The organism is Cryobacterium serini (genome assembly GCF_004404025.1).
In the GTDB taxonomy this organism is placed as follows: domain Bacteria; phylum Actinomycetota; class Actinomycetes; order Actinomycetales; family Microbacteriaceae; genus Cryobacterium; species Cryobacterium serini.
In genome coordinates, this window is record NZ_SOHN01000008.1 from 322,534 (window position 1) to 347,633 (window position 25,100).

Annotated in this window: 23 protein-coding genes; 9 read left to right on the plus strand and 14 right to left on the minus strand. The window is 64.7% G+C overall.

Features of this window, described 5'->3' with window-relative positions:
- Nucleotides 1–211 precede the first annotated feature (211 nt).
- The 4 genes from E3T51_RS04855 to E3T51_RS04870 are packed head-to-tail and all read left to right on the plus strand — an operon-like array spanning nt 212 to nt 3,301.
- Complete coding sequence (locus E3T51_RS04855; protein ID WP_241989190.1) at nt 212–1,183, plus strand: thiamine pyrophosphate-dependent enzyme; 972 nt, start codon at nt 212–214, stop codon at nt 1,181–1,183.
- On the plus strand, nt 1,176–2,210 hold the full coding sequence (locus tag E3T51_RS04860; protein ID WP_134528202.1) for an alpha-ketoacid dehydrogenase subunit beta: 1,035 nt from the start codon (nt 1,176–1,178) through the stop codon (nt 2,208–2,210). Before E3T51_RS04855 ends, E3T51_RS04860 begins: the two co-directional genes overlap by 8 nt.
- The gene (locus E3T51_RS04865) at nt 2,203–2,532 is read left to right on the plus strand and encodes a biotin/lipoyl-containing protein (RefSeq protein ID WP_134528205.1); all 330 of its coding nucleotides are present in this window, start codon (nt 2,203–2,205) and stop codon (nt 2,530–2,532) included. Before E3T51_RS04860 ends, E3T51_RS04865 begins: the two co-directional genes overlap by 8 nt.
- Nucleotides 2,522–3,301, plus strand: coding sequence for an alpha/beta fold hydrolase (locus E3T51_RS04870; RefSeq protein ID WP_134528208.1), 780 nt, complete (start codon nt 2,522–2,524; stop codon nt 3,299–3,301). The genes E3T51_RS04865 and E3T51_RS04870 overlap by 11 nt, the downstream gene beginning before the upstream one ends.
- Nucleotides 3,302–3,383: 82 nt before the next feature.
- On the opposite strand, the gene E3T51_RS04875 is transcribed toward E3T51_RS04870, so the two are convergent.
- The 4 genes from E3T51_RS04875 to hisC all read right to left on the minus strand — a co-directional run bounded on the left by E3T51_RS04875 (nt 3,384) and on the right by hisC (nt 7,260).
- Nucleotides 3,384–4,175: an ABC transporter ATP-binding protein gene (locus E3T51_RS04875; protein ID WP_134528211.1), complete on the minus strand. Its 792-nt coding sequence runs from the start codon at nt 4,173–4,175 to the stop codon at nt 3,384–3,386.
- Nucleotides 4,176–4,182: 7 nt separating this feature from the next.
- Complete coding sequence (locus E3T51_RS04880; protein WP_134528213.1) at nt 4,183–5,097, minus strand: ABC transporter permease; 915 nt, start codon at nt 5,095–5,097, stop codon at nt 4,183–4,185.
- Nucleotides 5,098–5,129: 32 nt separating this feature from the next.
- Nucleotides 5,130–6,125 (minus strand): ABC transporter substrate-binding protein, encoded by a 996-nt coding sequence (locus E3T51_RS04885; protein WP_134528216.1) that lies wholly within the window; start codon nt 6,123–6,125, stop codon nt 5,130–5,132.
- 67 nt (nt 6,126–6,192) lie between these two features.
- Nucleotides 6,193–7,260, minus strand: a complete 1,068-nt coding sequence (gene hisC / locus E3T51_RS04890; protein ID WP_198417839.1) for a histidinol-phosphate transaminase — start codon at nt 7,258–7,260, stop codon at nt 6,193–6,195.
- Between the two features lie 267 nt (nt 7,261–7,527).
- On the opposite strand from hisC, the gene E3T51_RS04895 reads away from it, so the two are divergent.
- Both E3T51_RS04895 and E3T51_RS04900 read left to right on the plus strand, forming a co-directional pair.
- Nucleotides 7,528–9,690 (plus strand): ATP-dependent Clp protease ATP-binding subunit, encoded by a 2,163-nt coding sequence (locus E3T51_RS04895; protein ID WP_134528221.1) that lies wholly within the window; start codon nt 7,528–7,530, stop codon nt 9,688–9,690.
- A gap of 45 nt (nt 9,691–9,735) precedes the next feature.
- A complete protein-coding gene (locus tag E3T51_RS04900) occupies nt 9,736–10,785 on the plus strand; it encodes a zinc-dependent alcohol dehydrogenase family protein (RefSeq protein ID WP_134528224.1) in 1,050 nt (349 codons plus the stop codon).
- Between the two features lie 78 nt (nt 10,786–10,863).
- On the opposite strand, the gene E3T51_RS04905 is transcribed toward E3T51_RS04900, so the two are convergent.
- Entirely contained in the window at nt 10,864–11,049 is a 186-nt protein-coding gene (locus E3T51_RS04905) for a nitroreductase family protein (RefSeq protein ID WP_134528227.1), read from the minus strand.
- A 172-nt stretch (nt 11,050–11,221) separates the two neighbouring features.
- On the opposite strand from E3T51_RS04905, the gene E3T51_RS04910 reads away from it, so the two are divergent.
- Complete coding sequence (locus E3T51_RS04910) at nt 11,222–11,581, plus strand: hypothetical protein (RefSeq protein ID WP_134528230.1); 360 nt, start codon at nt 11,222–11,224, stop codon at nt 11,579–11,581.
- 9 nt (nt 11,582–11,590) lie between these two features.
- Here the strand turns inward: E3T51_RS04910 and E3T51_RS04915 are convergent, their stop codons facing one another.
- From E3T51_RS04915 to E3T51_RS04955, 9 genes are all read right to left on the minus strand, one after another.
- Complete coding sequence (locus tag E3T51_RS04915; protein WP_134528233.1) at nt 11,591–13,276, minus strand: long-chain-fatty-acid--CoA ligase; 1,686 nt, start codon at nt 13,274–13,276, stop codon at nt 11,591–11,593.
- Nucleotides 13,273–14,355: a threonine aldolase family protein gene (locus E3T51_RS04920; protein WP_134528236.1), complete on the minus strand. Its 1,083-nt coding sequence runs from the start codon at nt 14,353–14,355 to the stop codon at nt 13,273–13,275. The genes E3T51_RS04915 and E3T51_RS04920 overlap by 4 nt, the downstream gene beginning before the upstream one ends.
- A 24-nt stretch (nt 14,356–14,379) precedes the next feature.
- Entirely contained in the window at nt 14,380–15,492 is a 1,113-nt protein-coding gene (locus tag E3T51_RS04925) for an ABC transporter permease (protein ID WP_134528238.1), read from the minus strand.
- Complete coding sequence (locus E3T51_RS04930) at nt 15,489–16,373, minus strand: ABC transporter ATP-binding protein (RefSeq protein ID WP_134528241.1); 885 nt, start codon at nt 16,371–16,373, stop codon at nt 15,489–15,491. The genes E3T51_RS04925 and E3T51_RS04930 overlap by 4 nt, the downstream gene beginning before the upstream one ends.
- Before the next feature lie 98 nt (nt 16,374–16,471).
- A complete protein-coding gene (locus tag E3T51_RS04935; RefSeq protein WP_134528243.1) occupies nt 16,472–17,167 on the minus strand; it encodes a response regulator in 696 nt (231 codons plus the stop codon).
- The gene (locus tag E3T51_RS04940) at nt 17,164–18,495 is read right to left on the minus strand and encodes a sensor histidine kinase (RefSeq protein ID WP_134528246.1); all 1,332 of its coding nucleotides are present in this window, start codon (nt 18,493–18,495) and stop codon (nt 17,164–17,166) included. Before E3T51_RS04940 ends, E3T51_RS04935 begins: the two co-directional genes overlap by 4 nt.
- A gap of 69 nt (nt 18,496–18,564) precedes the next feature.
- Complete coding sequence (locus E3T51_RS04945; RefSeq protein WP_134528248.1) at nt 18,565–19,755, minus strand: hypothetical protein; 1,191 nt, start codon at nt 19,753–19,755, stop codon at nt 18,565–18,567.
- 224 nt (nt 19,756–19,979) lie between these two features.
- Nucleotides 19,980–20,648 (minus strand): SDR family NAD(P)-dependent oxidoreductase, encoded by a 669-nt coding sequence (locus E3T51_RS04950; protein ID WP_134528251.1) that lies wholly within the window; start codon nt 20,646–20,648, stop codon nt 19,980–19,982.
- Nucleotides 20,648–22,048, minus strand: a complete 1,401-nt coding sequence (locus E3T51_RS04955; RefSeq protein ID WP_134528253.1) for a DUF6421 family protein — start codon at nt 22,046–22,048, stop codon at nt 20,648–20,650. Before E3T51_RS04955 ends, E3T51_RS04950 begins: the two co-directional genes overlap by 1 nt.
- Before the next feature lie 312 nt (nt 22,049–22,360).
- Here E3T51_RS04955 and E3T51_RS04960 point away from each other — a divergent pair, with 312 nt between their 5' ends.
- Together E3T51_RS04960 and E3T51_RS04965 are read left to right on the plus strand one after the other, a co-directional pair.
- Nucleotides 22,361–24,043 carry a multicopper oxidase family protein gene (locus tag E3T51_RS04960; protein WP_134528256.1) on the plus strand — a complete coding sequence of 561 codons (1,683 nt, stop codon included), beginning with the start codon at nt 22,361–22,363 and terminating at the stop codon, nt 24,041–24,043.
- Between the two features lies 1 nt (nt 24,044).
- Nucleotides 24,045–25,070 carry a hypothetical protein gene (locus E3T51_RS04965; protein WP_134528259.1) on the plus strand — a complete coding sequence of 342 codons (1,026 nt, stop codon included), beginning with the start codon at nt 24,045–24,047 and terminating at the stop codon, nt 25,068–25,070.
- Nucleotides 25,071–25,100 lie beyond the last annotated feature (30 nt).

The following is a 25,100-nucleotide window of genomic DNA, read 5'->3' on the forward strand; positions in this document are numbered from 1 at the left end:
TGTTTAGCGCAAAGAGCAAACAAATATTCGCAAACTGTGCACTCTAATTAGTCACTGTGGCAGACGCCCGGCAAAGTCACTAACTTTGCTGTACCCCGCCCGAACACCCATTAAAGGAGCCAGCATGGCGCCTCGCGCCCTTGACACCCTTTCTACGCGAATAGCGGATGCCGGAGCTCCCGGCCCGGATCAGCTCCGCGACCTGTACCGGATGCTGTCGAACGTGCGGCAGCTCGACACGGCGGCGGTCGCCTGGCAGCGGCAGGGCCTCATTCCCGGCTACGCGCCCATGCTCGGTCAGGAGGCCGCCCAGGTCGGTGCCGGCGCCGTAGTGGACACAACCCGGGACTTCGTTTTTCCGACCTACCGCGAGATGGGCGTCGCCTACACGCTCGGCGTGAACATGGTCGAGTACATGTCGACGCACAAGGCGCTCTGGCATGGCGGGCTCTACGATCCGGCCGCCACCCACTTCGCACCCTTTCAGGCGGTCGTCGGGGGATCCGTACTGCACGCGGTCGGCTGGGCGCACGGCCAGACCCTGAACGGTGCGTCCACTGTCGGGCTCGGCGTCGCCCTGGCCTTTCTCGGCGATGGCGCAAGCTCGCAGGGTGATGTGCACGAGGCCATGAACTTCGCCGCCATTTTGACGGCGCCGGTGGTGTTCTTCGTGCAGAACAACGGTTGGGCCATCTCGGTGCCGACCGAGCAGCAGGTGGCTGGCGGTTCAGTCGCCGCGCGCGCTGCGGGTTACGGAATGCCGGCCGTGCGGGTTGACGGCAACGATGTGCTCGCCGTACTCGATGCCACCCGGCGTGCCGCCGCCCACGCCCGGGCCGGCCTCGGCCCTGTCGTGGTTGAGGCCATGACCTATCGGCGCGGTCCGCACTCCACGAGCGATGACCCCGGCCGCTATCGCACCCTGGATGACGAGAAAATCGATGGCGGAGAAGACCCGCTGAGCCGGTTCCGTGCGGTGCTGCTCGAGCGCGGCGTGGCCGATGCGGCTTTCTTCGCCGAGGCCGACGCGCAGGCCCAGACACGGGCCGACGAGATCCGCGACGGCGTCACAGCCCTTACCAGCCGGCCCGGCAGCGAAATGTTCGACTTCGTTTTTCAAGAGTCAACCCCGACGCTCGGCGCCCAGAAACGCCAGTGGAAAGAGGAATCCGAGCATGTCTAAAGTCCTTGAAGGTGTGCGGGAGACCGCGCCAACCCCGCTCGTGCAGCTCTCGATGCAGCAGGCCATCAACCGGGCGCTCGGTGAGATTCTCGAGCGCGACGACCGCGCCCTCATCTTCGGTGAAGACGTCGGCGTGCTCGGCGGTGTTTTTCGGGTCACCGACGGTCTGCAGCAACGTTTCGGCGCGAACCGGGTGTTCGACACCCCGCTGGCAGAGTCGGGCATTCTCGGCACCGCGATCGGGCTGGCCATGGCCGGGTTCCATCCCATTCCCGAGGTGCAGTTCGATGGCTTCGCCTACCCGGCCGTGAACCAGATCATCACGCAGCTCGCCCGCATGAACTATCGCAGCCGCGGACGCCTGCCGATGCCGGTCACGCTGCGGGTGCCGAGTTTCGGCGGCATCCGCGCCCCTGAGCACCACGGCGAGAGCCTCGAATCGCTGTTTGCACACGTGCCCGGGCTCAAGGTTGTCTCGCCGTCCAACCCGCAGCAGGCCTATCACCTGCTCAAGCACGCCGCCTCGATGCCAGACCCGGTGATCTTCATGGAGCCGAAGGCGCGTTACTGGAACAAGGCCGCGGTCGACCTGACTGATGACCAGGGCAGCGTTTCCCTCGAGGGTTCGGTGATTGTCCGGCCGGGCAAGCACGCCACCCTCATCGCGTGGGGCGCCATGGTTTCCCGCTGCCTGCAGGTCGCGGAGCTGGCCGCGGAAGACGGCATCGAACTCGAGGTGCTCGACCTGCGCTGGCTGAAGCCGATCGACGAGGCGGGGCTGGCGACATCCGTTTCGCGCACCCGCCGCGCCATCGTCGTGCACGAGGGGCCACGCACCGCTGGCCTCGGTGCCGAGGTCGCGGCGCTCGTTTCGCAGAGCTGCTTTGAGACGCTGCGGGCGCCGGTTGAGCGAGTGACCGGCTTCGACGTGCCTTACCCCTCTGGCGATCTCGAAGACGAGTACGTCCCGAACATTGATCGAATTCTCTTCGGAGTTCAGCGAGTATTGGAGTACCGCCGTGGCTGAAATCTCATTTCCACTGCCCGACCTCGGTGAGGGGTTGCTCGAAGCGACCGTACTCGAATGGCTCGTCAAGGTGGGCGACCAGGTTGAACGCAACCAGCCCTTCGTCGAGGTCGAAACGACCAAGTCGTCGGTAGAGCTGCCCTCGCCGATCGCAGGCATTGTGCTCACGCTGCACGGCAAGCCTGGCGATGTCGTGCTCGTCGACAGGCCGCTGATCACCTTCGCGGTCTCCGACGATTCCGCCGGCATTGTCGGCACAGTGCCGCAAGAGGCCGCTCCGAAGCGCCGGGTTCGTCTCTCGGTCGTGCTCGATGAGGACTGACCTCGCCAGCACCCTGCACTGGCAGCAGCACGAGCCCGCTCTCGACGCTGGCCGCGCTCCGGTGCTGCTCGTGCACGGCTTCGCCTCGTCGACCGCACTCAATTGGGAGGCGACCGGCTGGGTGCAGGGCCTCAACAACGCCGGGCGGCGCGTGCTCACGATCGACCTGCCCGGTCACGGCGAGAGCCACGCCCCGCTCGAAACGGATGCCTACGCCCCCAGCCGCCTGCGCGCGGCCGTTCTCGAGGTGCTCGCGCTGGCCGGCGCTCGAACCCGTGAGACCGGCAACCCCGCCTCCGGCGTCGACCTGGTCGGCTACTCGCTCGGCTCACGCCTGGTCTGGGAACTCGCCGCCGAACGCCCCGACCTGTTTAATCGCGCGGTGCTCGGCGGAATGAGCGGCGAGGATCCGCTCGCCGACTTCGACCTCGATGCGGCCCACCGGTTTCTCGCCGATTTCAGGGCGATCGCGCACGAGTCGACCGCGTCCCTGATGACCCTGATGCAGCTCGCACCTGGTGCCAACACCCCCGCCCTGCTTCGGTTGGTCGCTGCGATCAAGCAGGAACGGTTCGAGCCGGGCGCATCCGTTCCTGTCCGGCCGTTGCTCTTTGTGACCGGCGACCGCGACGTGCTCGCGACCGGAACCGCCGAGCTTGCGGCGCTCGCCGCCGATTCTGAGATGCTGTGGTTGCCCGCCCGCACCCACACCAACGCGGTGAGCTCCCGAGCCTTCAAGCAGGCGGCGATCGAGTTTCTCGCCCGCTGAGCCACTAAACCGCTAGACCATGAAAACGCCGATCCGGCCCGCTCTGACGCAGTTCCGGGTCGGTGTGTTTCGGCGTCGCCAACTACCCGAGCAGCGCCCGGTCGTCGAGCGAGGCACCCTTGATCTTCGCGAACTCGGCGAGCAGGTCTGGCACCGTCATGGTGGCCTTGCGCTCGGCGTCGACGTCGAGAATGATCTGGCCTTCGTGCATCATGATGAGCCGGTTGCCGAGGCGCAGCGCCTGCTCCATATTGTGCGTGACCATGAGCGTGGTCAGATGGTGCTTCTCGACGATGCTCTCGGTGAGAGTCGTCACCAGCTCAGCCCGTTGCGGGTCGAGGGCGGCGGTGTGCTCATCGAGCAGCAGAATGCGCGGCTGGGTGAAACTTGCCATGAGCAGCGACAGCGCCTGCCTCTGGCCGCCCGAAAGCAGCCCTACCCGAGCCTTGAGCCGGTTTTCGAGGCCGAGTTCGAGTGAGAGTAATTCCTCACGAAAAAATGCGCGACGCTTGTGGGTGACACCCCAGGCGAGCCCGCGACGCTGACCGCGGCGCAGCGCGAGCGCAAGGTTTTGTTCGATGCTCAGATCGGGCGCGGTGCCGGCCATGGGATCCTGGAACACCCGGCCGACGTGCGCGGCGCGCGCGTAGTCGGGCATCCGCTTGACGGAACTGCCATCGATCGACAGGTCGCCGGAGTCGATGGGCAACTTGCCGCTGATCATGTTGAGCAGGGTGGATTTGCCGGCGCCGTTGCTGCCAATGACGGTGACGAAATCACCGGTTTTTAGCTGCAGTGATACGTCGTTGAGGGCGACGCGTTCGTTGATTGTGCCGGGAAAGAAGGTCTTGGTGATGTTCTGAATGAGCAGCATGAGACTCCTAGGTGGCCTTGCTGTAGTTGGCACTGCCGGCGGCGCCGGAACGCATTTGGTGCAGCGAGGGGATGCGTTTCAGGACGCCCCAGCGCGGCAACAGCAGCGCTGCGACGACGAGCAGCGCCGAGATGAGCTTCATGTCGTTCGGGTTGAGGCCGGCGCCGAGGGCAAAAAAGATCACCAAGCGGTAGATGACGGCGCCGCCGATGACGGCGAGCGAGGCTAGAAAAATGGTGCGACGCCCGAAAACGGCCTGGCCGACGATGACGGAGGCGAGTCCGACCAGAATGAGACCGATGCCCATGCTGACGTCGGCGAAGCCCTGGTACTGCGCAATGAGTGCGCCGCAGAGTGCGACAAGCCCGTTGGAGATCGCGAGGGTGAGAATCGTCGTGCGGTGCGTGTTGACACCGAGGCTGCGGATCATTTGTTCGTTGTTGCCGGTCGCCTGAATCGACAGACCGAGGTCGGTGCTGAGGAACCAGTCGATGGCGAACTTGATGATGAGGGCCGCAACGGCGAAGATCAGGATGCTCCAGGGTCCGCCGAGCAGACCGGCGTCACGCAGCGGCGTCATCATGGTGTCTTCGCGCAACAAGGGCAGGTTGGATTTACCCATGATGCGCAGGTTGATCGACCACAGCGCGATCATGGTCAGGATGCCGGCGAGCAGGCCGTCGATGCGCCCCTTGGTATAAAGCACACCGGTGACCAGACCGGCCACCGCTCCCGACGCCGCACCGGCGAGGGTGGCGAGGGGAGCCGACACACCATTGATGATGAGCGACGCGGCTACCGCGGCCCCGGTCGTGAAACTTCCGTCGACGGTGAGGTCGGGAAAGTTGAGGATTCGAAACGTCAGGTAGACACCCAACGCCATGATTCCGTAGAGCAGGCCGAGTTCGACAGCCGCATTCATCTGGTTATTCCTTCGGGTATGAGGAGCGGCTGTTATTCGATGATTCGGTCGGCCTTGGCGATGAGTTCTTCGGTGAGGGTCACTCCCATGCGCTCGGCAGCGGCCGGGTTGAGGATGAACTCGATCGTGTCAAGGGTTTCAACGGGCATGTCGCCCGGGTTCTCCCCGTCTTCGAGGATACGGATGGCCATCTGGCCGGTCTGGTAGCCGAGGTCGGTATAGCTGATGCCGTAGGTCGCGATGGCGCCACGCTCGACCTGGCCGTTTTCGGCACCGAACAGCGGAATCTGGTTCGACTCGGAGTACTGAATGACGGCTTCAAGGCCCTCGGTGACGCGGTTGTCGGTGGGAATATAAATGGCGTCGACATCGCCGAGCGATACGGTGGCCTGGGCGACCTCGCTCGAGTTGGTGACGGTGGCTTCCTTGATGGTCAAGCCCAGGTCTTTGGCCGCCTCCTTGGCGAGCTCAACCTGCACGTCGGAGTTGACCTCGCCCGAGCTGTAGATGATGCCGACCGACTGGGTGTCGGGTAAAATCTCCTGGATCAGTTCGAGCTGTTCCTTGACCGGGTTCAGGTCACTCGTGCCACTGATGTTGCTGCCCGGCTTCTCCCAGCTCTCGACCAGTCCGGCTTCTTCCGGCTCGGTGACAGCGGTGAACAACACGGGAATGTCGATGATCGTCTGCGCGGCGGCCTGCGCGGTGGGCGTGGCGATCGCCAGCACGAGGTCGACCTTGTCGGCGGCGAACTTAGCAGCGATGGTGCTCGCGGTTGCCTGCTCGCCCTGCGCGTTCTGCTCGTCGAACTCAATGTCGGTGCCCTCGACGTAGCCGGCGTCTGCGAAGGCCTGCTTGAAGCCCTCGCGGGCGTCGTCGAGCGCCTGGTGTTGCACGATCTGGCTGATGCCGATCGTGATCATCTCGTCTGCAGTGGATGCTGTCGGCTCGCTCCCCGCGCAGCCGCTGAGTGCGAGGGCGCCCGCGGCGACCAGGGCGAGGCCGGATAAAGACCTGGTGTGTTTCATGCTAGAAATTCTCCTTTGAATTTATGCTGGTACGGCACGCAGGAATCTGCGGCCGGACGGTCAGGGGCTAGACGGTTGCCGGCGCGAGGGCGGCTGTCGCGGCGACCAGGAATCGGTCGTTTTGCTCGGCCGTGCCGATCGTCACGCGCAGTCCCTCGCTGGGGAAAGCCCGGGCCAAGATGCCTCCGGTGATGAACGCGGCGTTCACCCGGTCGGTGTCGTCGCCGGTGCGCAGCCAGATGAAGTTTCCCTGCGAATCGGTGACGCGCCATCCGTTCGCCCGCAATGCGGTCAAAACCCGGGTGCGTTCGGCGACAATCTGGTCGATGCGCACGGTCAGTTCGGCCTCCGCGTCGAGGGAGGCGAGGGCTGCGCGCTGGGCGAGCGCGGTTACGCCGAACGGCAGCGCCACTCGGCGCAGGTTCGCAGCAACAGCGGTCGGTGCAATCGCGTAGCCGATGCGCAGGCCAGCCAGGCCGTAGGCCTTGGAGAAGGTGTGCAGCACGGCCACGTTGGGGTAGCGGTGAAAAAAATCAATGCCAACGGCGGAGGAGGCGTCGCGGTTGAAGTGCACGTAGGCTTCGTCGACGACGACCAGCACGTTCTCGGGTACCCGCGCCAGGAACGTGTGCAACTCGTCGATGGTGACGAAGGCGCCGGTTGGGTTGTTCGGATTGCAGACCAGAATGAGCCGGGTCTGCGGGGTGATCGCGTCAGCCATGGCGTTCAGGTCGTGGCGTTCATCGCTCGTGAGAGCGACCGGAACGGGCGTCGCTCCGGCGACCTGCACCAGGATCGGGTAGGCCTCGAAGGATCGCCAGGCGAAGATGACCTCGTCGCCGGCTCCGGCGCTCGCGTGGATGATCTGGGACAGTACCTCGACCGAGCCCGCACCGAAGGCCACGTTCGAGGCGTCAACGTCGAATCTGGCGGCGATGCGGTCGGTGACCTCGGCCACGGCCATGCTCGGGTACAGGTGGATCTCCCCAAGAGCGGACGCGAGGACCCCAGTCACCGAGGCGAGCGGTGGGAACGGGTTCTCGTTCGACGACAGTTTGAATGCTCCCGAACCATCCGCTGCGGCGCCCTGCTTGTAGGCGGGCAGCCTGCTGATGGCTTCGCGTTGCTGCACCATAATCTTTCAACCTCACTCGTAACCGGGTGCCAGACATGCTCGGCGAGTAAAGCGTCGGCAATGACGGGTCTGGTTTAAAGCGTAGTGATGTAGCAGAAGTTTGACAATTCGACTAATCAGCACGTCACAAACTGCACTATCTGACTGGTGCTAAGCGGGCTGTACCGAACAAATTGTCCAGTTTTGGAATTTTCGGTGGCCTATTTCGACTGTCGGCCGCGGGGGACTAAACTTGAGCCAATAAGGCTCAACTTTGAGGAGACAGCGATGCAAGCTGGTCAGCGACCACCGCAGCACGACGCCAAGACGGCCCTCGAACTGTATGGGGTGAACCTCACCGACATTGCCCGCAGCGGCAAGCTCGACCCGGTGATCGGGCGTGACGCCGAAATTCGCCGGATCAGCCAGGTGCTCACTCGGCGCACCAAGAACAACCCCGTGCTGATCGGCGAACCCGGCGTCGGCAAGACGGCCGTGGTCGAGGGGCTGGCCCAGCGCATCGTGGCCGGAGACGTCGCCGACTCACTCAAAGACAAGCAACTCGTCTCACTCGACCTGGCTGCCCTCGTGGCCGGCGCCAAGTATCGCGGCGAGTTCGAGGAACGACTCAAGGCCGTACTCAAGCAGATCAACGACGCCGACGGGCAGATCATCACCTTCGTCGACGAACTGCACACCCTGATGGGTGCTGGTGGCGGCGAAGGCTCCGTGGCGGCCAGCAATATGCTCAAGCCCATGCTCGCCCGCGGCGAACTGCGCCTGATCGGCGCCACGACGCTCAACGAATACCGCGAATTCATCGAGAAGGATGCCGCGCTCGAGCGCCGCTTTCAGCCGGTGCTCGTCGATGAACCGTCGGTCGAAGACACCGTGGCCATTCTGCGGGGGCTCAAGGAACGCTATGAAGCTCACCACAAGGTGACGATCGCCGATTCTGCCCTCGTGGCCGCGGCATCCCTCTCGAATCGCTACATCACCGCGCGCCAGCTACCCGACAAGGCCATCGACCTCATCGACGAGGCCGCGAGCCGGCTGCGTATGGAGATCGATTCCTCCCCGGTGGAGATCGATGAACTGCGGCGCAGCGTCGATCGGCTCAAGCTCGAAGAGCTCGCTCTCAAGAAGGAGAAGGACGAGGCCTCGAAGGCGCGGCTGGTGAAGCTGCGGAGCGATCTGGTGGAGCGCCAGGCCACCCTCAAGGAGTTGCAGGCGCGCTGGGACAGTGAGCGGGCCTCGCTCAACCGGGTCGGCGAGCTGCGCGAGCGGCTCGACGCCGCCCGCATTGAATCTGACCGGGCGCAACGTGAGGGAGACCTCGAGAAGGCGTCCCGGCTGCTCTACGGAGACATTCCGGTCATGGAGCGGGCACTTGCCGACGCCGAGAAGGAAGAATCCGTCGGGCCGCGTATGGTTAACGACCAGGTCGCGAGCGAGGACATCGCCGCCGTGGTCGCCGCCTGGACCGGCATTCCGGTCGGCCGCCTGTTGCAGGGCGAAACCGACAAACTGCTCAACCTCGAAAACGAGCTTGGTCACCGCCTGATCGGCCAGAAACGCGCCGTGCGAGCGGTCGCCGACGCTGTGCGGCGTTCGCGGGCCGGCATCTCCGACCCCGACCGGCCGACCGGATCCTTTCTATTCCTCGGCCCGACCGGTGTCGGCAAGACCGAGCTGGCCAAGGCGCTCGCCGAGTTTCTGTTCGACGATGAAAAAGCCATGGTGCGCATCGACATGAGCGAGTACGGCGAGAAGTTCTCGGTGTCGCGCCTGGTCGGAGCGCCTCCGGGCTATGTCGGCTACGAGCAGGGTGGCCAGCTGACCGAGGCAGTTCGGCGTCGCCCCTACTCGGTGATTTTGTTCGACGAGGTGGAGAAGGCACACCCCGAGGTGTTCGACGTGCTGCTGCAGGTGCTCGACGACGGCCGCCTCACCGATGGCCAGGGACGCACGGTGGATTTTCGCAACACCATTCTCGTGCTCACCTCGAACCTCGGCTCGCAGTTTCTGGTCGACCAGAGCCTCTCGGTGCAACAGAAGGAAGACGCCGTGCAGGCGCTCGTGCGGCAGGCCTTCAAGCCCGAGTTCATCAACCGGCTCGACGACATCGTGGTGTTCTCCTCGCTCACGACGGAGGAGCTCGGCGAGATCGTCGAACTCGACGTCGACCGTTTGCAGAAGCGTCTCGCCGAGCGCCGGCTGGAACTGGCCGTGACACCGGATGCCCGCCGCTGGCTGGCCGAGCGTGGTTACGACCCGATCTACGGCGCTCGCCCCTTGCGCCGCCTGATGCAGCGCGAAATCGACGACCGCCTGGCCCGGGCGCTGCTCTCCGGTGATATTCGTGACGGTGACACGGTGCTCGTGGAGCTCGCCGAAGGCGGCGACGCGCTCACCGTGGCATCCGCTCCGGCGCTCGCAGCAAAAATGTGACCCGAAAGGGGGGTAGATCCGGGTTGGGCGGGTTAGGGTTTAGCAATGAAAGCAACCGTGATTTATGGCGAAAGAGATATTCGTCTCGAAGAAGTTCCTGACCCTGTACTTTCGACCGGTGGCGACGCCATCGTTCGGGTGGTCGCGGCCTGCGTCTGTGGGTCTGACCTGTGGCCATACCGCGGTGTGACCGCCACCAAGGAGCCCCACCGCATTGGGCACGAGTTCGTGGGCATCGTCGAAGAAATTGGCCCAGACGTTTCCACCGTCAAGGTAGGAGATTTTGTCATTGCGCCGTTCTACGACTGCGACAATACCTGCGTCAACTGTCGCAATGGCGTGAGCTTTTCCTGCCTCCACCTTGTTCCGTGGGGCGAGAAAGACGACATGGGCGGCTTCGCCGACGGCGCCCAGGGCGAGCGGGTTCGCGTTCCCCATGCCGACGGTACGCTCGTGGCAACCCCCGAAGTGCCGGACGACGCCCTGATTCCGGGACTGTTGACCCTCTCGGACGTGATGGGCACCGGACACCACGCGGCCCTCTCGGCCGGTGTCACCGCCGGAAGCACCGTCGTCGTCGTCGGCGACGGAGCCGTCGGGCTTTGCGCCATACTCGCGAGCAAGCGACTCGGCGCGAGCCGTATCGTGGCCATGTCGCGCCACGCTGACCGCCAGGCTGTGGCCCGCGAATTCGGTGCGACGGACATCATCGAAGAACGTGGGGATGAGGGTGTTGCCGCAGTGCAGGCACTGTTTGACGGAATCGGCGCCGACTGCGTGCTCGAGTGCGTCGGCACCAAGGAATCCATGGATCAGGCCATCCGGTCAACCCGCCCCGGTGGGATGGTGGGCTATGTCGGCGTGCCCAACGGCGGCGCCGAGCTGCCCATCCGCTCGCTCTTTGGACGCAACGTGGGCGTAAATGGCGGCGTGGCATCCGTTCGCGGCTATATCGAGGAATTGCTGCCCGAGGTGCTTTCGGGCCAGATCAACCCCGGACGGGTCTTCGACCTAGAGCTGCCGCTTGCTGAGGTAGCCGAAGCCTACGCCGCGATGGACGAACGCCGGGCCATCAAGGTGTTGCTCCGCCCATAATTAATTCGCGAGAGCGAAAAAAGTGCCGCTTCGGATGCCTCGAAGCGGCACTTTTACGCTCTCGTGAGCAGTTGAGACCTAGTCGCTCGTGAGGAGCAGCTCGGCGAGGGGCTTGCGGCTGCGGGGGGCGATTTCACGCTCGCGGAGCTCCGGGGTGAGGTCGCTCGGCTTGCCGAGCACTCCGATCGCTGTGACGGAAACGACGGCCTGGTCATCGGTGAGTTTGCGTGCTGCGGCGATGGCGCCGGCGTGCAATCCGCCCATCTGGTGCGTGTGCAGTCCTTCGTGCTGGGCCTGGACGGTGAGGTGTGCGACGGCTTGGCCGAGGTCGCAGCTGCAGGATGCGGAGCTGGGCGCGCTCGGCTACCGGACACTGAAAGTAGCCCCAGACGGGGTGCAGACCCATGTTGACACTGAGTTCAACTACGCGCCCACCATGACCAGCGATGATCTTCTGGCTAAGGCGTACTACGAACCTCAGTGGCTCGACTTTCTGGTGGGCGAATTCGGCCGCACCGGCCAAGTGGGTGCTTATAGCGGTGGCCAGGGTGATTTCTTTGAGTCTGCGAAACCGTCCGATCCCCAGATCGGGGTGTCCATCATGGGCTTTCAGACCGGCCAAGTCAGCGTTCCCTTCGACCTCACCTGTGCCGGTGACGAGGTTGGCGCCGGCGTGCTGACCACGAGTGCGAGCCCGTTGATCAGCACCATGGTGTTCTGTGGCGAGCAAGCCAGTGCGCCCGCCATCGACCAGAACTGTCTCGTGCAACTCCGCACCTACTGCCCTGCGAGTTAGCGGCGCAGCCTACTTTCCCTGGAGGCGGTTGCGCACCTCGCGGCGCAGCACCTTGCCGAGGAGGCTGCGCGGCAGGTCGTCGACCTCCACGATGCGGCGCGGTACCTTATAGGACGACAGCCGGGTGCGGCAGTACTCGCGCACCGCGGAAACGTCGAGTTCGACCCCGGGCCGCAGCACCACGACCGCCACGACGTCTTCGCCGCCGTTTGGGCTCGGCAGCCCGACCGCGGCCGCGTCCGTGATGTCGGGATGCGAGAGCAGGGTCTCTTCAACCTCGGACGGCGACACGTTGAAACCGCCGGTGATGATGAGTTCCTTCAGGCGATCGACGATGGTGATGAAGCCGTCGGCGGAGACCCGCACGATGTCACCGGTGCGCAGCCAGCCGCCGGGCAGCAGCACCTCGGCGCTCTCGCTCGGGCGATCCCAATAGCCGGAGAAGACCTGCGGGCCGGCTACGAGCAGCTCGCCCTCCTCGTCGAAGCCGCGCTCGATCGTGGGGTTCTCCGGGTCGACCACGCGAATATCGGTGCTCGGAAATGGCACACCGACCGTTCCGGGGCGTCGGCTCGGGCCGATCGGGTTGCCGGCGACGATGGGTGACGCCTCTGTCATGCCGTAACCCTCGACGAGCAGTCCACCGGTGGCCGTCTCCCAGCGTTCCACGATGGACACCGGCAGGTTCATCGCACCCGAAATAGCAAAGCGGATGCCCGCGAGGCTCACCTTTTTCTTCGCCGCGGCCGTGACTAAGCGATCGTAGATCGGCGGCACCGCCGGCAGGAAGGTGGGCGGCGCGTGCCTGGCCGCGTCGAGCACGAGCTTCTCGTCGAACTTCGGAAACAGCACGAGGCGGGCGCCGATGCTCATCGCGAAGGTGAGGCAGAGAGTGAGGCCGTAGGCGTGGAACATCGGAAGAACACCGTAAACGGTCTCCTCGCCGGGGCGGAGGCCTGCCACCCAGGCGGAACCCTGTGCGGCATTTGCGCGCAGGTTGTAATGGCTCAGGATGGCGCCCTTCGGGGCACCGGTCGTGCCGCTCGTGTACTGCAGCACAGCCGTATCCGTGAGCACAGGCCGCTGGTGTGTCGGGTGCAGTTTGCGGGCACCCACGATCGACTCCCAGCTGATCGCGCCCTTTCCGGGCCCGGCGGTGAGCGAAGCGCGGGCGTCCTGCGCCTTCTTGATCGGCAGTTTGAGGGCCAGCCGTTTTGAGAACGGCATCGCACGGGTGAGGTCGACGGTGACGACATCCGCTACCCCCATGTCTTTGGGGAAGGCGCGCACCGACTCATACACTTTGTCCCAGACGATCGCGATGCGCGCGCCGTGGTCTTCGAACTGATGGCGCAGTTCCCGGTCGGTGTAGAGCGGATTGTGCTCGACCACGATGGCGCCGAGGCGCAGCACGGCATAAAAAGCGACGACGTGCTGCGGACAGTTCGGCAATACGAGGGCAACGCGGTCGCCCGGACTCACGCCAAGCTTGCGCAGGCCGTTCGCGGCGCGAGAGATCTGCTCACCGAGCTCGGCGTAGGTGGTGCTGGAACCGAAGAAGTCCAGTGCGACGGCCGGCGCAAACCGCTTCGCCGAGGTCTCCATCATGTCGGTGAGGGTTTCGGTGGTCTCGGCGATCGTGTCGGGAACGCCGGGCGCATACGAGGCAAGCCACGGCTGGTGCTGGAAGGTCACGACAACTCCCGGATGATCGCGGCCACGAACGTGTCGATGTCGTCCTCGGTGGTGTCGAAGCCGCACATCCAGCGCACCTCGTTCTTGGTAGCGTCCCAATCGTAGAAGCGAAAGGATTCGCGCAGCCGGTCGGCGACGCCGGCGGGCAGGGTGGCGAAGATGGCGTTTGCCTGGGTGGCCTGGTTGAAGGCCAGCCCGGTGATGGTTCCCTGGGCGAGCTCGGTCTCCAGCGCACCGCGCAGCCGAGCGGCCATGGCATTCGAGTGGCAGGCGTTGCGCAGCCACAGATCGCCGTCGAGCAGCGCGATGAGTTGCGCGGAGATGAAACGCATCTTGCTGGAGAGCTGCATGTTCGACTTGCGCAAAAACTTCAAACCAGTGGATGCCGCCGGGTTCAGTACCACGATGCACTCACCGAGCATCATGCCGTTCTTGGTGCCGCCGAAGCTGAGCACGTCGACGCCGGCGTCGCGGGTGAAGGCGCGCAGCGGCACCCCGAGGCTCGCCGCCGCGTTGGAGATGCGAGCACCGTCCATGTGGAGCGTCATACCTTTGGAGTGGGCGTGATCGGCGATCGCGCGCACCTCGTCGACCGTGTAGGCCGTTCCAAGCTCGGTGGTCTGGGTGATGGCCACGACGAGCGGCTGGGCGCGGTGCTCATCGCCCCAGCCCCAGGCCTCCTGGTCAATGAGTTCGGGGGTGAGCTTGCCGTCGGGGGTGACGACCGGAAGCAGTTTGAAGCCGCCGACGTGCTCGGGGGCGCCACCCTCGTCGTTGTGGATGTGAGCGGTGGCGGAGCAGATCACGGCGCCCCAACGTGGCAGCATCGACTGCAGCCCGGTGACGTTGGCGCCGGTGCCGTTGAACACCGGAAAAGCTTCGACGCCCGCGCCGAACTGTCGGACGAAGACCTCCTGCAGCCGTGCCGTATAGACGTCTTCGCCGTAGGCGATCTGGTGGGCGCCGTTAGCCTCTGTCATCGCCTCCAGAATTTCCGGATGAATCCCGGAGTAGTTGTCGGAGGCGAAACCGCGGGAAGTCAGATCATGGAGTTGGGTCACTCCTCCATCCTCCCGCATTCGGCTGGACGCCGCCCAACCTGCCTACTTGTGCAGAGCCTCCCGCAGCGAGACCCGGGCACCCATGCGCAGCAGCGCGTTCGAGTAGATGCGTGATCCGATCAAAATCACCACCATCGTCGACAGAGCGAGCACGATAAGGGAGAGCACGGGCTCCCACCATTCGGCCTGACCCAGGAAGATGCGCACGGGCATGCCGACCGGCGCGGAGAACGGAACGTACGACATGATCGCCAGCACGAGCGGGTTGTCGTTGAAGAAGATCACCAGAAAGTACGGGATCATGACGAGGAACAGTACCGGTGAGGTCGCCGAGCCCACGTCTTCCTGCCGGGAGACCATCGACGCCGTTGCCGCATAGAGCGCGGCAAGCAGCACGAATCCGAAGGCGAAGAACACGGCGAACCAGACGATGGCCGGGCCGACATCGGCCAGGAGCACCCGCTGCCCGGTCACCGCCAGGCCGATCGATACCAGCAGGCCGATAGACACGATCTGCCCGAATGCCATGAGGCTGTTGCCGAGCACCTTGCCGGCCAGCAGTGCCCGCACCGAGATGGTCGACATGAGAATCTCAACGATGCGGGTTTGCTTCTCCTCGACCACACTCTGGGCGATGGTGGCGCCGAAGGTGGTCGCCGACATGAGAAAGATGACGCCAAAGCCAATGGCAACGAGGTAGGCGAGAAAACCATCCTGCGAGGCCGGCTCAAGAATTTTTACATCGGGGCTCACACTCAGCGTCCCGAGGACATCGCGCGGCGTCGAATCCAGAGCGATCACCGTGATGCCGAGCAGCGAATCGACACTGTCGGATGGCACAACGGCCGCGTCCACTGTGCCGTCGCGCACGAGCGCTTCGGCGCCCTTGACGGTGTCGGATTCGACGATGTCGAAGGCCTCGGTCTGTTCGACGACACTGATGGCCGTGCCGACTACGGCGACCTTGGTCAGGCTTTCATTCTGGCTGACCAGACTGCCGACGACGACCGACGCCACGGAGATGAGCAGCAGAATTCCCGTCGCAATAAGAAAGGACTTGCTGCGGAGGCGTGCCGTGATCTCGCGGTTGGAAACCAGCCAGACGCTCTGGGCGAAGGTGGGCGCGGTGTGCACGGGGCGTGTGAGGTTGCTCATGCGATGACCTCCTTGAAGATGGTGGCGAGTGAGGGTCTTTGCTGACTGAAAGTATGGACTGCGCCGAGCGTGATCGCGTGTTGCAGAACGGCCTGGCTGGCGACATCCGTTTCGGCTTCAAAAACAGCGAAGTCGCCGTCGAAGTCGATCACGGTGATGCCCGGCTGCGCACGAATCCAGCCGGTATCGCCCGCCGTGCGAATCTCGAAGCGGGGGCTGCTGTGCTGCTCGCGCAGGGCCTCGCGCGAGCCGTTCGCGCGAATTTCGCCGTCGGCGATAATGACGAGGTCGTCGCAGAGCCGTTCGACAATATCGAGCTGGTGCGAGGAGAACAGAACGGGCGCGCCCTGGGCGGCGTAGCCGGCGAGCACGCTCATCACCACCTCCACCGCGAGCGGGTCGAGGCCGGAGAATGGCTCGTCGAGCACGAGAAACTCGGGATCGTGCACGAGAGCGGCGGCGATCTGCGCGCGCTGCTGGTTACCGAGCGAGAGTGACTCGACGGTGTCGCCGGCGCGTGCGGTGAGGCCGAGACGCTCGAGCAGGTCGTCGGTATTGCGGCGAGCGGATGCCGGTGACAGGCCGTGCAGGCGCGCCAGGTAGACCAGCTGTTCGGCGACCTTCATCTTCGGGTAGAGGCCGCGTTCCTCTGGCATGTAGCCGAACCGGCGGCGGTCGTTCGCGGTGACCGGCATGCCGTCGATGAGCACGGTGCCCTTATCGGGCGAAAGCACACCGAGGATGATGCGCATCGTCGTGGTCTTACCGGCGCCGTTCGCGCCGACGAAGCCGGTCATGCGCCCGTCCCCGACCGTGAAACTCACGTCGGTGAGCACCTCCCTCGTGCCATAGCTCTTGGTGACTCCCCTGATGTCGAGCATTCCCCGCCCTTTCGTTGTGCGTGTCTTCACGGTAGCGCGGGGGCGTACGCCCTCACATCCGCCTGGCGGGTGAACCGGGTCTCCGCCATGCGGGGGATCTACGCGTCGAGCGCGCCGCCAGGCACGATGACACGGTGCTCGTAGGCGTAGACCACTGCTTGGATCCGGTCGCGCAGGCCCAGCTTCATCAGCACCTTCGAGACGTGCGATTTCACCGTGGCCTCACCGAGGAAGAGTTGCGCGGCAATTTCAGCGTTGGCCAGCCCCTGGGCGAGCAGCGCAAACACCTCGGACTCGCGTTCGGTCAGGTCGTGCAGTTCCCTGGGCGGGGCAGCAGCCAAAACGGATGCCCCGCCCAGGTTCACGCACCGCTCAATCACGCGCCGGGTGACGTCGGGGGCGAGCAGGGCGTCGCCGCGGGCCAGCACCTGCACGGCCTCGATCAGCGCCTCGGGTGTGGAGTTCTTCAGGATGAACCCGCTCGCACCGTGTTGCAGTGCGGCAAAGAGATAGTCCTCGCGGTCGAAGGTCGTGAGCATGAGTACAGCAGCGTGGATCGACGGGTCGTCGACGATGGACCGGGTGGCGGTGAGGCCATCGACGCCGGGCATCTGTACGTCCATGCAGATGACGTCGGGGTGGAGGGTGCGGGCCAGGTCGAGCGCTGCGGCGCCGTCGGAGGCCTCCCCGACGATATGAATGCCCGGCTCGGACTGCAGAATAATGCGAAACCCGGCGCGCACCAGCGCCTGGTCGTCGACGAGGAGCACGCGGATGCCGGCCGGCTCGCTCATGCGTTCTCTCGCTTCGTGAGCGGAAACCGCGCGCGTACGAGGTAGCCGCCGCGTGGGCGACCGCCGAGGTGCAGATCGCCGCCGACGGCAGCGACCCGTTCGCGCATACCGCGCTGCCCTAGCCCGGTCGTGGGGCTGGTGGCCTCCCCGGAAGCGCCGCCCGGCAGGACCGTCGCAAATTGTCGCCGGGGGCCGACTCCGTCGTCGGTAATCTCAAGCTCGACGGCATCCGTTTCGTAGCGCAGCCGCAACTCGGTGCTGACGCCGGGGCCGGCGTGTTTTCGGGTATTGGTCAGGGCTTCCTGGGCGATGCGATAGATGCTCAGGCCGATGATCGCAGGAATCGCCCTTTCGTCGCCGACGACCGACAGGCGCACGGGAACGCCGGCGGTGCAGCTTTCGTCGGCGAGCTCACCGAGCTGGGCGATGCCACGGGTGCTGTTGCTCTGGCTGGTCGGTTCGGCGCTCTGAGTGTCGTCACCGCGCAGTGCGCCAAGCATGGTGTGCAGCTCGTCGACGGCGCTGCGAGCGCTCTGTTCGATGATGGTGAGCGCGTCGGCCGCCTGATCCGGATCGCTTGAGAGGATGCGGCGGGCCGCGCCGGCCTGCACGCCCATGACCGACACGTGGTGAGCGACGACGTCGTGCAGCTCGCGGGCAATGCGCACGCGTTCCAGTGTGATCGCCTGGGCGGCGCTGCGTTCGCGCTCGCTGGCGAGCTCGGCGGTGCTGTTCTCCAGTGCGGCGTTATTACGGGCGGACTTCCAGGCAGATTCCCCGAAATACCAAGCGGCACCGAAATAGACCAGGTTGATCAAGACCTGCAACACCCCGAATGCCGCGTACGGCGAGAAGAAGCCGTCGCGCGAGAGCTCGGGCATCATGGTCATCTGGTTGGCCTGCACCATGATCTGCGCGAACAGCCAGATGAACATGCCGGCAACGATCACGACACGCACCCACTTGGCGGCGTCTCGGTGGCGACTCCAGGCCCCAACCGAATAGAGAGCGATGTACAGGCAAATGTTGGAGAAGAGCATGTCGCTGGCTTCGAGCATGGCACCGGCGGTGAAGACGACGGAAGCCCCGACGGCCACTATCTCAGGCCACCGACGACGCAGTGCGAGCGGCAGGCTGATGAGCGCTACCCAGAGCGCCACCTGCCAGACCGGCGCATCGGTGAAGACGCCGGCGCTGCGAGTGAGCGACACGCTCAGGGCGGTCGCGCCGGCAAGAACCAGCGCGACCCACAGGTCTGTGCGCAGGCTCGGCCCGCTCGGGGTCGGCCTCTGCCACTCGTCGCCGAGGGGGGAGTCTGTGGTGCTCATGACTACACGCTAGCGTGCACGCAAAAGGGGCGTGGCCAGTTGGCCACGCCCCTCCATGTTGTTGCGGAGTTACGCGAGCGTGCGTCGGCGACGCACGACGACGAGCGCTGCACCGAGCAGAAGCAGCAGCGCTGCAGAACCGAGCGGCACGATGGGATCGACACCGGTGGCGGCGAGGGTCTTCGTGATGCTGAATGCGACGGCCTGAACGGCGCCCGAGGACTGGCCCGAGACGACGAGGGTGTGCGAGCCTGCAGCAAGCGCGCTGAGCATGGCGCTGCTCAGCACGACGTGCACCTGACCGTTGACGATGGGGAACGTGCCGACAAGGGTCGGCGTTGAGTACGCGTAGACGTCGACGAAACCGTCGGCGGCCGCCCAGTCCACGGTGGCCGTGTAGGGCTTGGTCACGTCGAGGCCGGTTGCCGGCAGCCCAGCGGATGCCGCGGTGCCGGTTACGACGCCCGCCGCGGTGAGGAAGGCGGTCAGCTGGGCCGAGGTGGCGACCGGTGCGGTATCGGCGGGCGCCTGCGCGGCGGGCACGGTGGCGACCAGTGCGGTATCGGCGGGCGCCTGTGCGGCGGGCACGGTGGCGACCGGGGTGGTGGCTGGGGGAACAATATCAGTCGTCGTAGCGAGAAAATACTCCTCGAAGCCAGGGAGGTTCACGTAAATCATGGCAGCAATGTGCAGACCTACTTTATCTGCGGGCACGGTGAACGTTCTGCCGGTGGCGCCTTCGATCGAGTCTCCGAACTCGCCATCGTTATAGCCCCAGTAGTAGTTGATCGTGGCGCCCTCGGGCCAGTCGGCGGCCGTGGCGGTGAGCACATTGCCGACGACGGCCGAACCGGAAATGGACAGCGTGCCTGCGGTCATGAGCGGCCGCAGGACACGAACACTATTGGAGGACGTGATTTCCGTCGCGGTGCCAGATAGGGTTCCAGTCACCGTGACCTCGAGATAGTCCCAGCGCTCGGCGTCAGTCAGCAGCAACGAATCCGAGGTTGCGCCCGCAACGTCGGCTCCATTGTGCGACTGGTGCCACTGATACGTGAAGGTCGTCCCGGCGTCCCAGTCACCCTTATCAACGGTCAGGGTCTGCCCGATGATCGGCTCGCCGATGATGGTTACCGGGCCCGATTCAGCACTGTTGGCGCTGGCCGGCGCGGCGAACAACGTGCCGAATGCGAGTACGGCCGCGATCGTCAGGGCCACGGCAGAGCCGCGGTGTCGAAAACGAGAACGTGCAAAAGTCATTGGAGCCAATCTTGATGTTGGGACGTGGGAGTCGCGCTGGTGGCGAACCGCTGGTCGAAAAAAGCTGATCGTGGCAGGGAGTCGCCTATCCGCTGGCTCAAGTTCTGACCACAAAGCATTGTGGTGCTGCAAGGATCGCCACGTGCAGCTTATGGAATACACACAGTGCAGAAACGCGTTTCGGCCAGACTGGGGGTGAAAAAAGCCTGCGACCTGAGTGCGCGTCAGGTTTTGGGGTTCTTCGGCACCAGCACAACTCGACTGCCATTAGCGGATGCTGCCGCCTCGTCCCAGAGCCCCGTCACGCGGGTAGCCAGCTCGGTTTCGAGCCCGTCGAGCGACTGCACGACGAAAATCACCGCCGCGGCGGTGTCACCGGCCTTCGCGAATCCCGCACCGACCGCTCGCACCCACGTTTCGGCCGCGGACTTCGCGGCCGCATAGTTCGCGCCGCCGGCTTGAGGCCGGTCCACCGATACGCTCGAGATAATCGCGAGGCGCCCAGCGGGCGAGGCCAGCAGGTCGGCGTTGAAGGCCCGGGTGGTGTTTCGCAGCGTGGTGACCACGTGCGAGTGCAGAAAATCCCAGTCTTCGTCGGTCTGGCCGGCGAGGCCCCCGCCGCCGCGCCAGCCGCCAACGAGGTGGATGAGCCCGTCGATAGGCGAGAGCTGAGCCGCCAGAGCAGTCACTGCGGAAAAATCCGTCAGGTCGCACTCATACAACGCAGCGTCCGGCGCGACAGCGAGTACCGACTGGAGGCGTGCGAGATTGGAGCCGACGGCGATGACGCGCGCGCCGGCATCCGCCAGTGAAGCGGCGACGGCCAGACCGGCCGTGCTGGTCGCACCGGCGATCAGCACGGTGCGGCCAGCGACGGCCGGTCTGGCATTCATCAGTCGACCGCGCTGCCGGTGATGCCGGCCGTCGACTCGATGACCGTGCGCATCTTCTTCTCGAGCGCCTCGAAGAACATCGACAGCGGAAATTCGTCGTCGAGCACCTGGTCGGTGTAACCCTTCGGAGAACCGGCGAGCACCTCGTTCGAAAGCCCGCGGGCCCAGGTGGAGGCCGGGTTCGGCGTGAGGGTCTTCGAGATCATCTCGTAGGCTGCGAGCCAGTGTGCCTTCTTCGGTCGGTCGATCGACGCCCAGTACAGCTCGTCGATCTGCGCTCCGAGCGCGATGACCACCTCGGGCACGGCGTCCCAGTCAAAGCTGAGGCGGGTATCGGTCCAGTGCAGCACGCCGTGCTGGTGCATCCAGGCGAACAGTAACTGACCGCCGAGGCCGTCATAGTTGCGCACCCGGTTGCCGGTGATCGCGAACCGAAAGATGCGGTCGAAGATGACCGCGTACTGCACCAGTTTCGCGTGCCGACGCGCCTCCGGGCTCGCCAGCTCACTGCCCTCGATCGTGACCGATTCGCGAAAAGCGGTCAGGTCGCAGCGCAACTCCTCAAGGGAGTAGAGGAAGAACGGCATGCGCTGCTTGATCATGAACGGGTCGAACGGCAGATCCCCGCGCATGTGCGTGCGGTCGTGGATGAGGTCCCACATCACGAAGGTTTCTTCAGTGAGGTGCTGGTCGCCCAGTAGCAGGGCGGCGTCGGCGGGCAGCTCGAGCCGGGTGATGTCGGCTGCCGCGCGCACGACTCGGCGAAAACGGGCGGCTTCGCGGTCGGCGAAGATCGCCCCCCAGGTGAACGTGGGAATCTCGCGCATCGCGACCGTCTCGGGAAACAGTACGGCCGAGTTCGTGTCGTAGCCCGGAGTGAAATCGAGAAAACGAATCGGTACGAACAGCTTGTTCGTGTAGCCGGCTTCGAGTTCGCCGATGAATTCCGGCCAGATGACCTCGATCAGAACGGCTTCGACCAGGCGATTGGCGCTGCCGTTCTGGGTGTACATCGGAAACACCACGAGGTGTCGCAGCCCGTTCACGCGGTGCTGCTGCGGCTGGAAGGCCATCAGGGAGTCGTAGAAGTCGGGCACGCCGAATCCGTCTGACGCCCAGCGGTCGAAGTCCACGACCAGGGCCGCCAGATATGCGGCGTCGTGTGCGAAGTGCGGCGCGAGGTCGTCGAGTGCTGCGGTGATGCGCGCAACAAAGACGTCAGCATCCGCGTGCCGTTCGGCGTCGGTTACCGACCCGTTCTGCGACTGCACAGCCTGCAGCGAGGTCGCAGCTGCCTTGAGGCTGAGCCAGGAGGGGTGCTGCGCGAGGCCGTCTTCGAGAACCTCGGGCTCTCCGACCAAAGCGTTAGCTACGTGTGCTTTTTCAACAGATATCGACATGGGAACCTCCGATTCGAATGAGTGCCGCGGTCGCAGCGGGCGTGCAACTTCAGCGTATCGGGCGATGCGCGGCGTTTTCTTGCGATTTCTCGCAACGAATCATCGCTTCTGAGGCGTAATGGCGCTTGAATTCACCGCGGCAGGCCGAATGCTGAGAAACGACGACGGCATTTCGATTGTCACAGGTAAGCAGGGCAACGGGTCAGTTCTCAAGCGTGCACACAAACACCGCGCCCGCGCGCAAGGTTTCCACAAGGCCGCGGCGGCAGTATACATCATGGACTCATCTCGACGCACCGCTCTGGAGTGATCATGTCAACACGTAGGGAAATACTGCAGTTGGGCGCAATCGGTGCCGTCGGCGCGATGGGCACCCTCGGCATGGCCAGGATGGCGGACCCGGTCCCCACCCCCAGCCTGCTGGCGCCAGTGAACATGCCGGTTCCGTACGCGGGCGTATTCCGCCGCCCGCCCGAACTGGTGCCGTATGCCACGGGGTTCGACGATGGCGACCCGGCGCGGCCATTCGCCAAGTTCGCCCTCACCGAGAAATTAGGGCAGGCCCAGATCCTTCCGGGGCTCTCCACCACCCTGGCGGGGTACAACGGTATCTTTCCCGGCCCGACCATTCGGGTGCGGCAGGGTACCCGAACCGAGATACGCATCCGCAACGCTTTGCCGGCGGCAGGGCTCCTGCACCCGGCGGCGTTCAACACCGTCACCCACATGCACGGCTCGGCGTCGTTGCCCCAGTATGACGGGTACGCCAACGACTTCACGGCTCCGGGCAAAGTCAAGAACTACCAGTACCCCAACTGGCAGTCCGCGCGCACGCTCTGGTACCACGACCACAACCACCTGGTCACGAGCCAGAACGTGTATTCAGGACTCGCGGGGTTCTACCCGATGTCGGACCGGTACGAGCAGGCGCAGCTCCCTCAGGGCGAGTTCGACGTGCCGCTGATGATCTCGGACGCAATGTTCAACGCCGACGGCTCCCTGGGGTTCAACGACAACGGCCACGCGGGGCTGTGGGGCGACGTGATCATGGTCAACGGGATACCGTGGCCGACGATGAAGGTCAAGCCGCGCATCTACCGCTTTCGAGTGCTCGTGGCCTCGATCACACGCTCCTATCGACCCACACTGTCCACCGGTGACCCCTTCTACGTCGTCGGCACCGACGGCGGTCTGACGCCCAAGGTGGAGGCGGTGCAGTCCTGGCGGCAGGGCACGGCAGAGCGCTACGAGATCCTGATCGACTTTCGCAAGTACAGGGTCGGCCAGATGATCGAGATGCGCAACCTGAGCAACAAGAACAACGTCAGCTACGCCAACACGAACAAGATCATGCGGTTCCAGGTGGTGGCCGACTCGGGCTCGACGACCGGGTCGATCTCCGCCATCCCCACCACCCTCGACGACGGCGGCTCGGCAAACCCCGAGCGCGGCGGCCTCGACGTGATGAAACTGACCCCGGAGATGGCGGTAGCGAAGCGGATACTTCGAGTGCAGCGCCAGGGCGGAGAGTGGACCATCAACGGGGAGACGTGGGAGGACGTTGAGGCATCCGGGTTCTCCCGGTGCTTCGGCAGCCCCCAGCCGTACTCCGTTGAGCAGTGGACCATCACGAACGAGTCCGGAGGCTGGTTCCACCCCGTGCACATCCACCTGATCGACGCCAAGATCATCGCCCGAAACACCAATGGCGGTAAGCCGTTCCCGTGGGAGGGTGGGCCCAAAGACGTCTTCTATGCGGGAGAGAACGAATCCATCACCATGCTGATGCAGTTCAACACCGGTGCCCACACCGGCGGGCGGTACATGGTGCACTGCCACAACCTGGTGCACGAAGATCACGACATGATGGTGCAGTTTTCGGTAGGCGACTGGCGAAACAACGACCCGATCAGCTCCGACTATCCGGTCGTCGACACCACCCCCATGAATTCCTATCCGCCGGTGTACCGGCCGGGGTTTGCGACGGGAACCTAAGATGAACAATCTCACCAAGATTGTTACGGCGGCACTTATCGCGTTCGCACTGAGCGGATGCACTGCAGTGGCGGCACCCCCTACAACCGCTCCCGTTTCGGCCGGCCTGATCGGCGATGCTGAGACGGGTACCGATGCGGGCAACGACCGACCTACCGTGACCTACGACGGGCTGATGGTTCGACGCCGGGTGGCGATCGCAATCCACTCGACTCCCGACGCTGATCTCGCCGCGCTTCGCACGGTGCTCGATGATGCGGCGAATCAAAGCCAGATAACCCTGTCCGACATCTCTCCCGACGTACTCGACCCCGCCTCGCTTGAGCACCTCGTGCCGGAGCTGATCGTGGTCCTGCCGATGGGGGGTACCGTTGCCGAAGCTGGCGAACTGGTCAACCGAGCGTACTTCCAAGACCCAGTGGTTGCCGGGGTGGACCATTACCACGTCGCCGAGGTCTTGGTACACGATCTCCGGTTCGCGGTTCGGGCGACCAGCCCTGCTGCACTGGAGGAGTCCATCGCGAGGGAAGGCATCTTGTCGGACGCGCTCGGCAACTACTTCACCACCCTCCGCACTGGTGAGCTCGACGTGACCTACACCGGCCCACTACTCAGCGATGATCTTATAAAGTCCGTTCAGAACGGCATCGCGCGCGCAGCGCAGACCAAGCTGGAAGCCGTCACCGTTTCCCCCCGCTCGACCGTCGGCGTCGGTGTGGACATGGCAAAGGAGCCAGCGCCGGCAGTCACCGAAGCTGCTTCGGACCATAACCACGACGCCGTGCCCGACGACAGCGACGGACGCATCGGATCGGGCAACGGTAGTGACGACGCTCCCGATGACAGCGACGGACGAGGGGAAGGCAGCAACTCCGGCCCCGACGTCGACGACACGGTCGACGACAGCGGCAGCTCGGGCCATGGGACTAATTCGGGCCACGACGTCGACGAGAACAGCGGCCACGGCAGCCAGGACGACTCCGATAGTGGCGACTCGGGCAACGAAAACGAAAGCAACGACGATTAGCGCCGGGATGCTTTCAGCCGGGCGATCAAC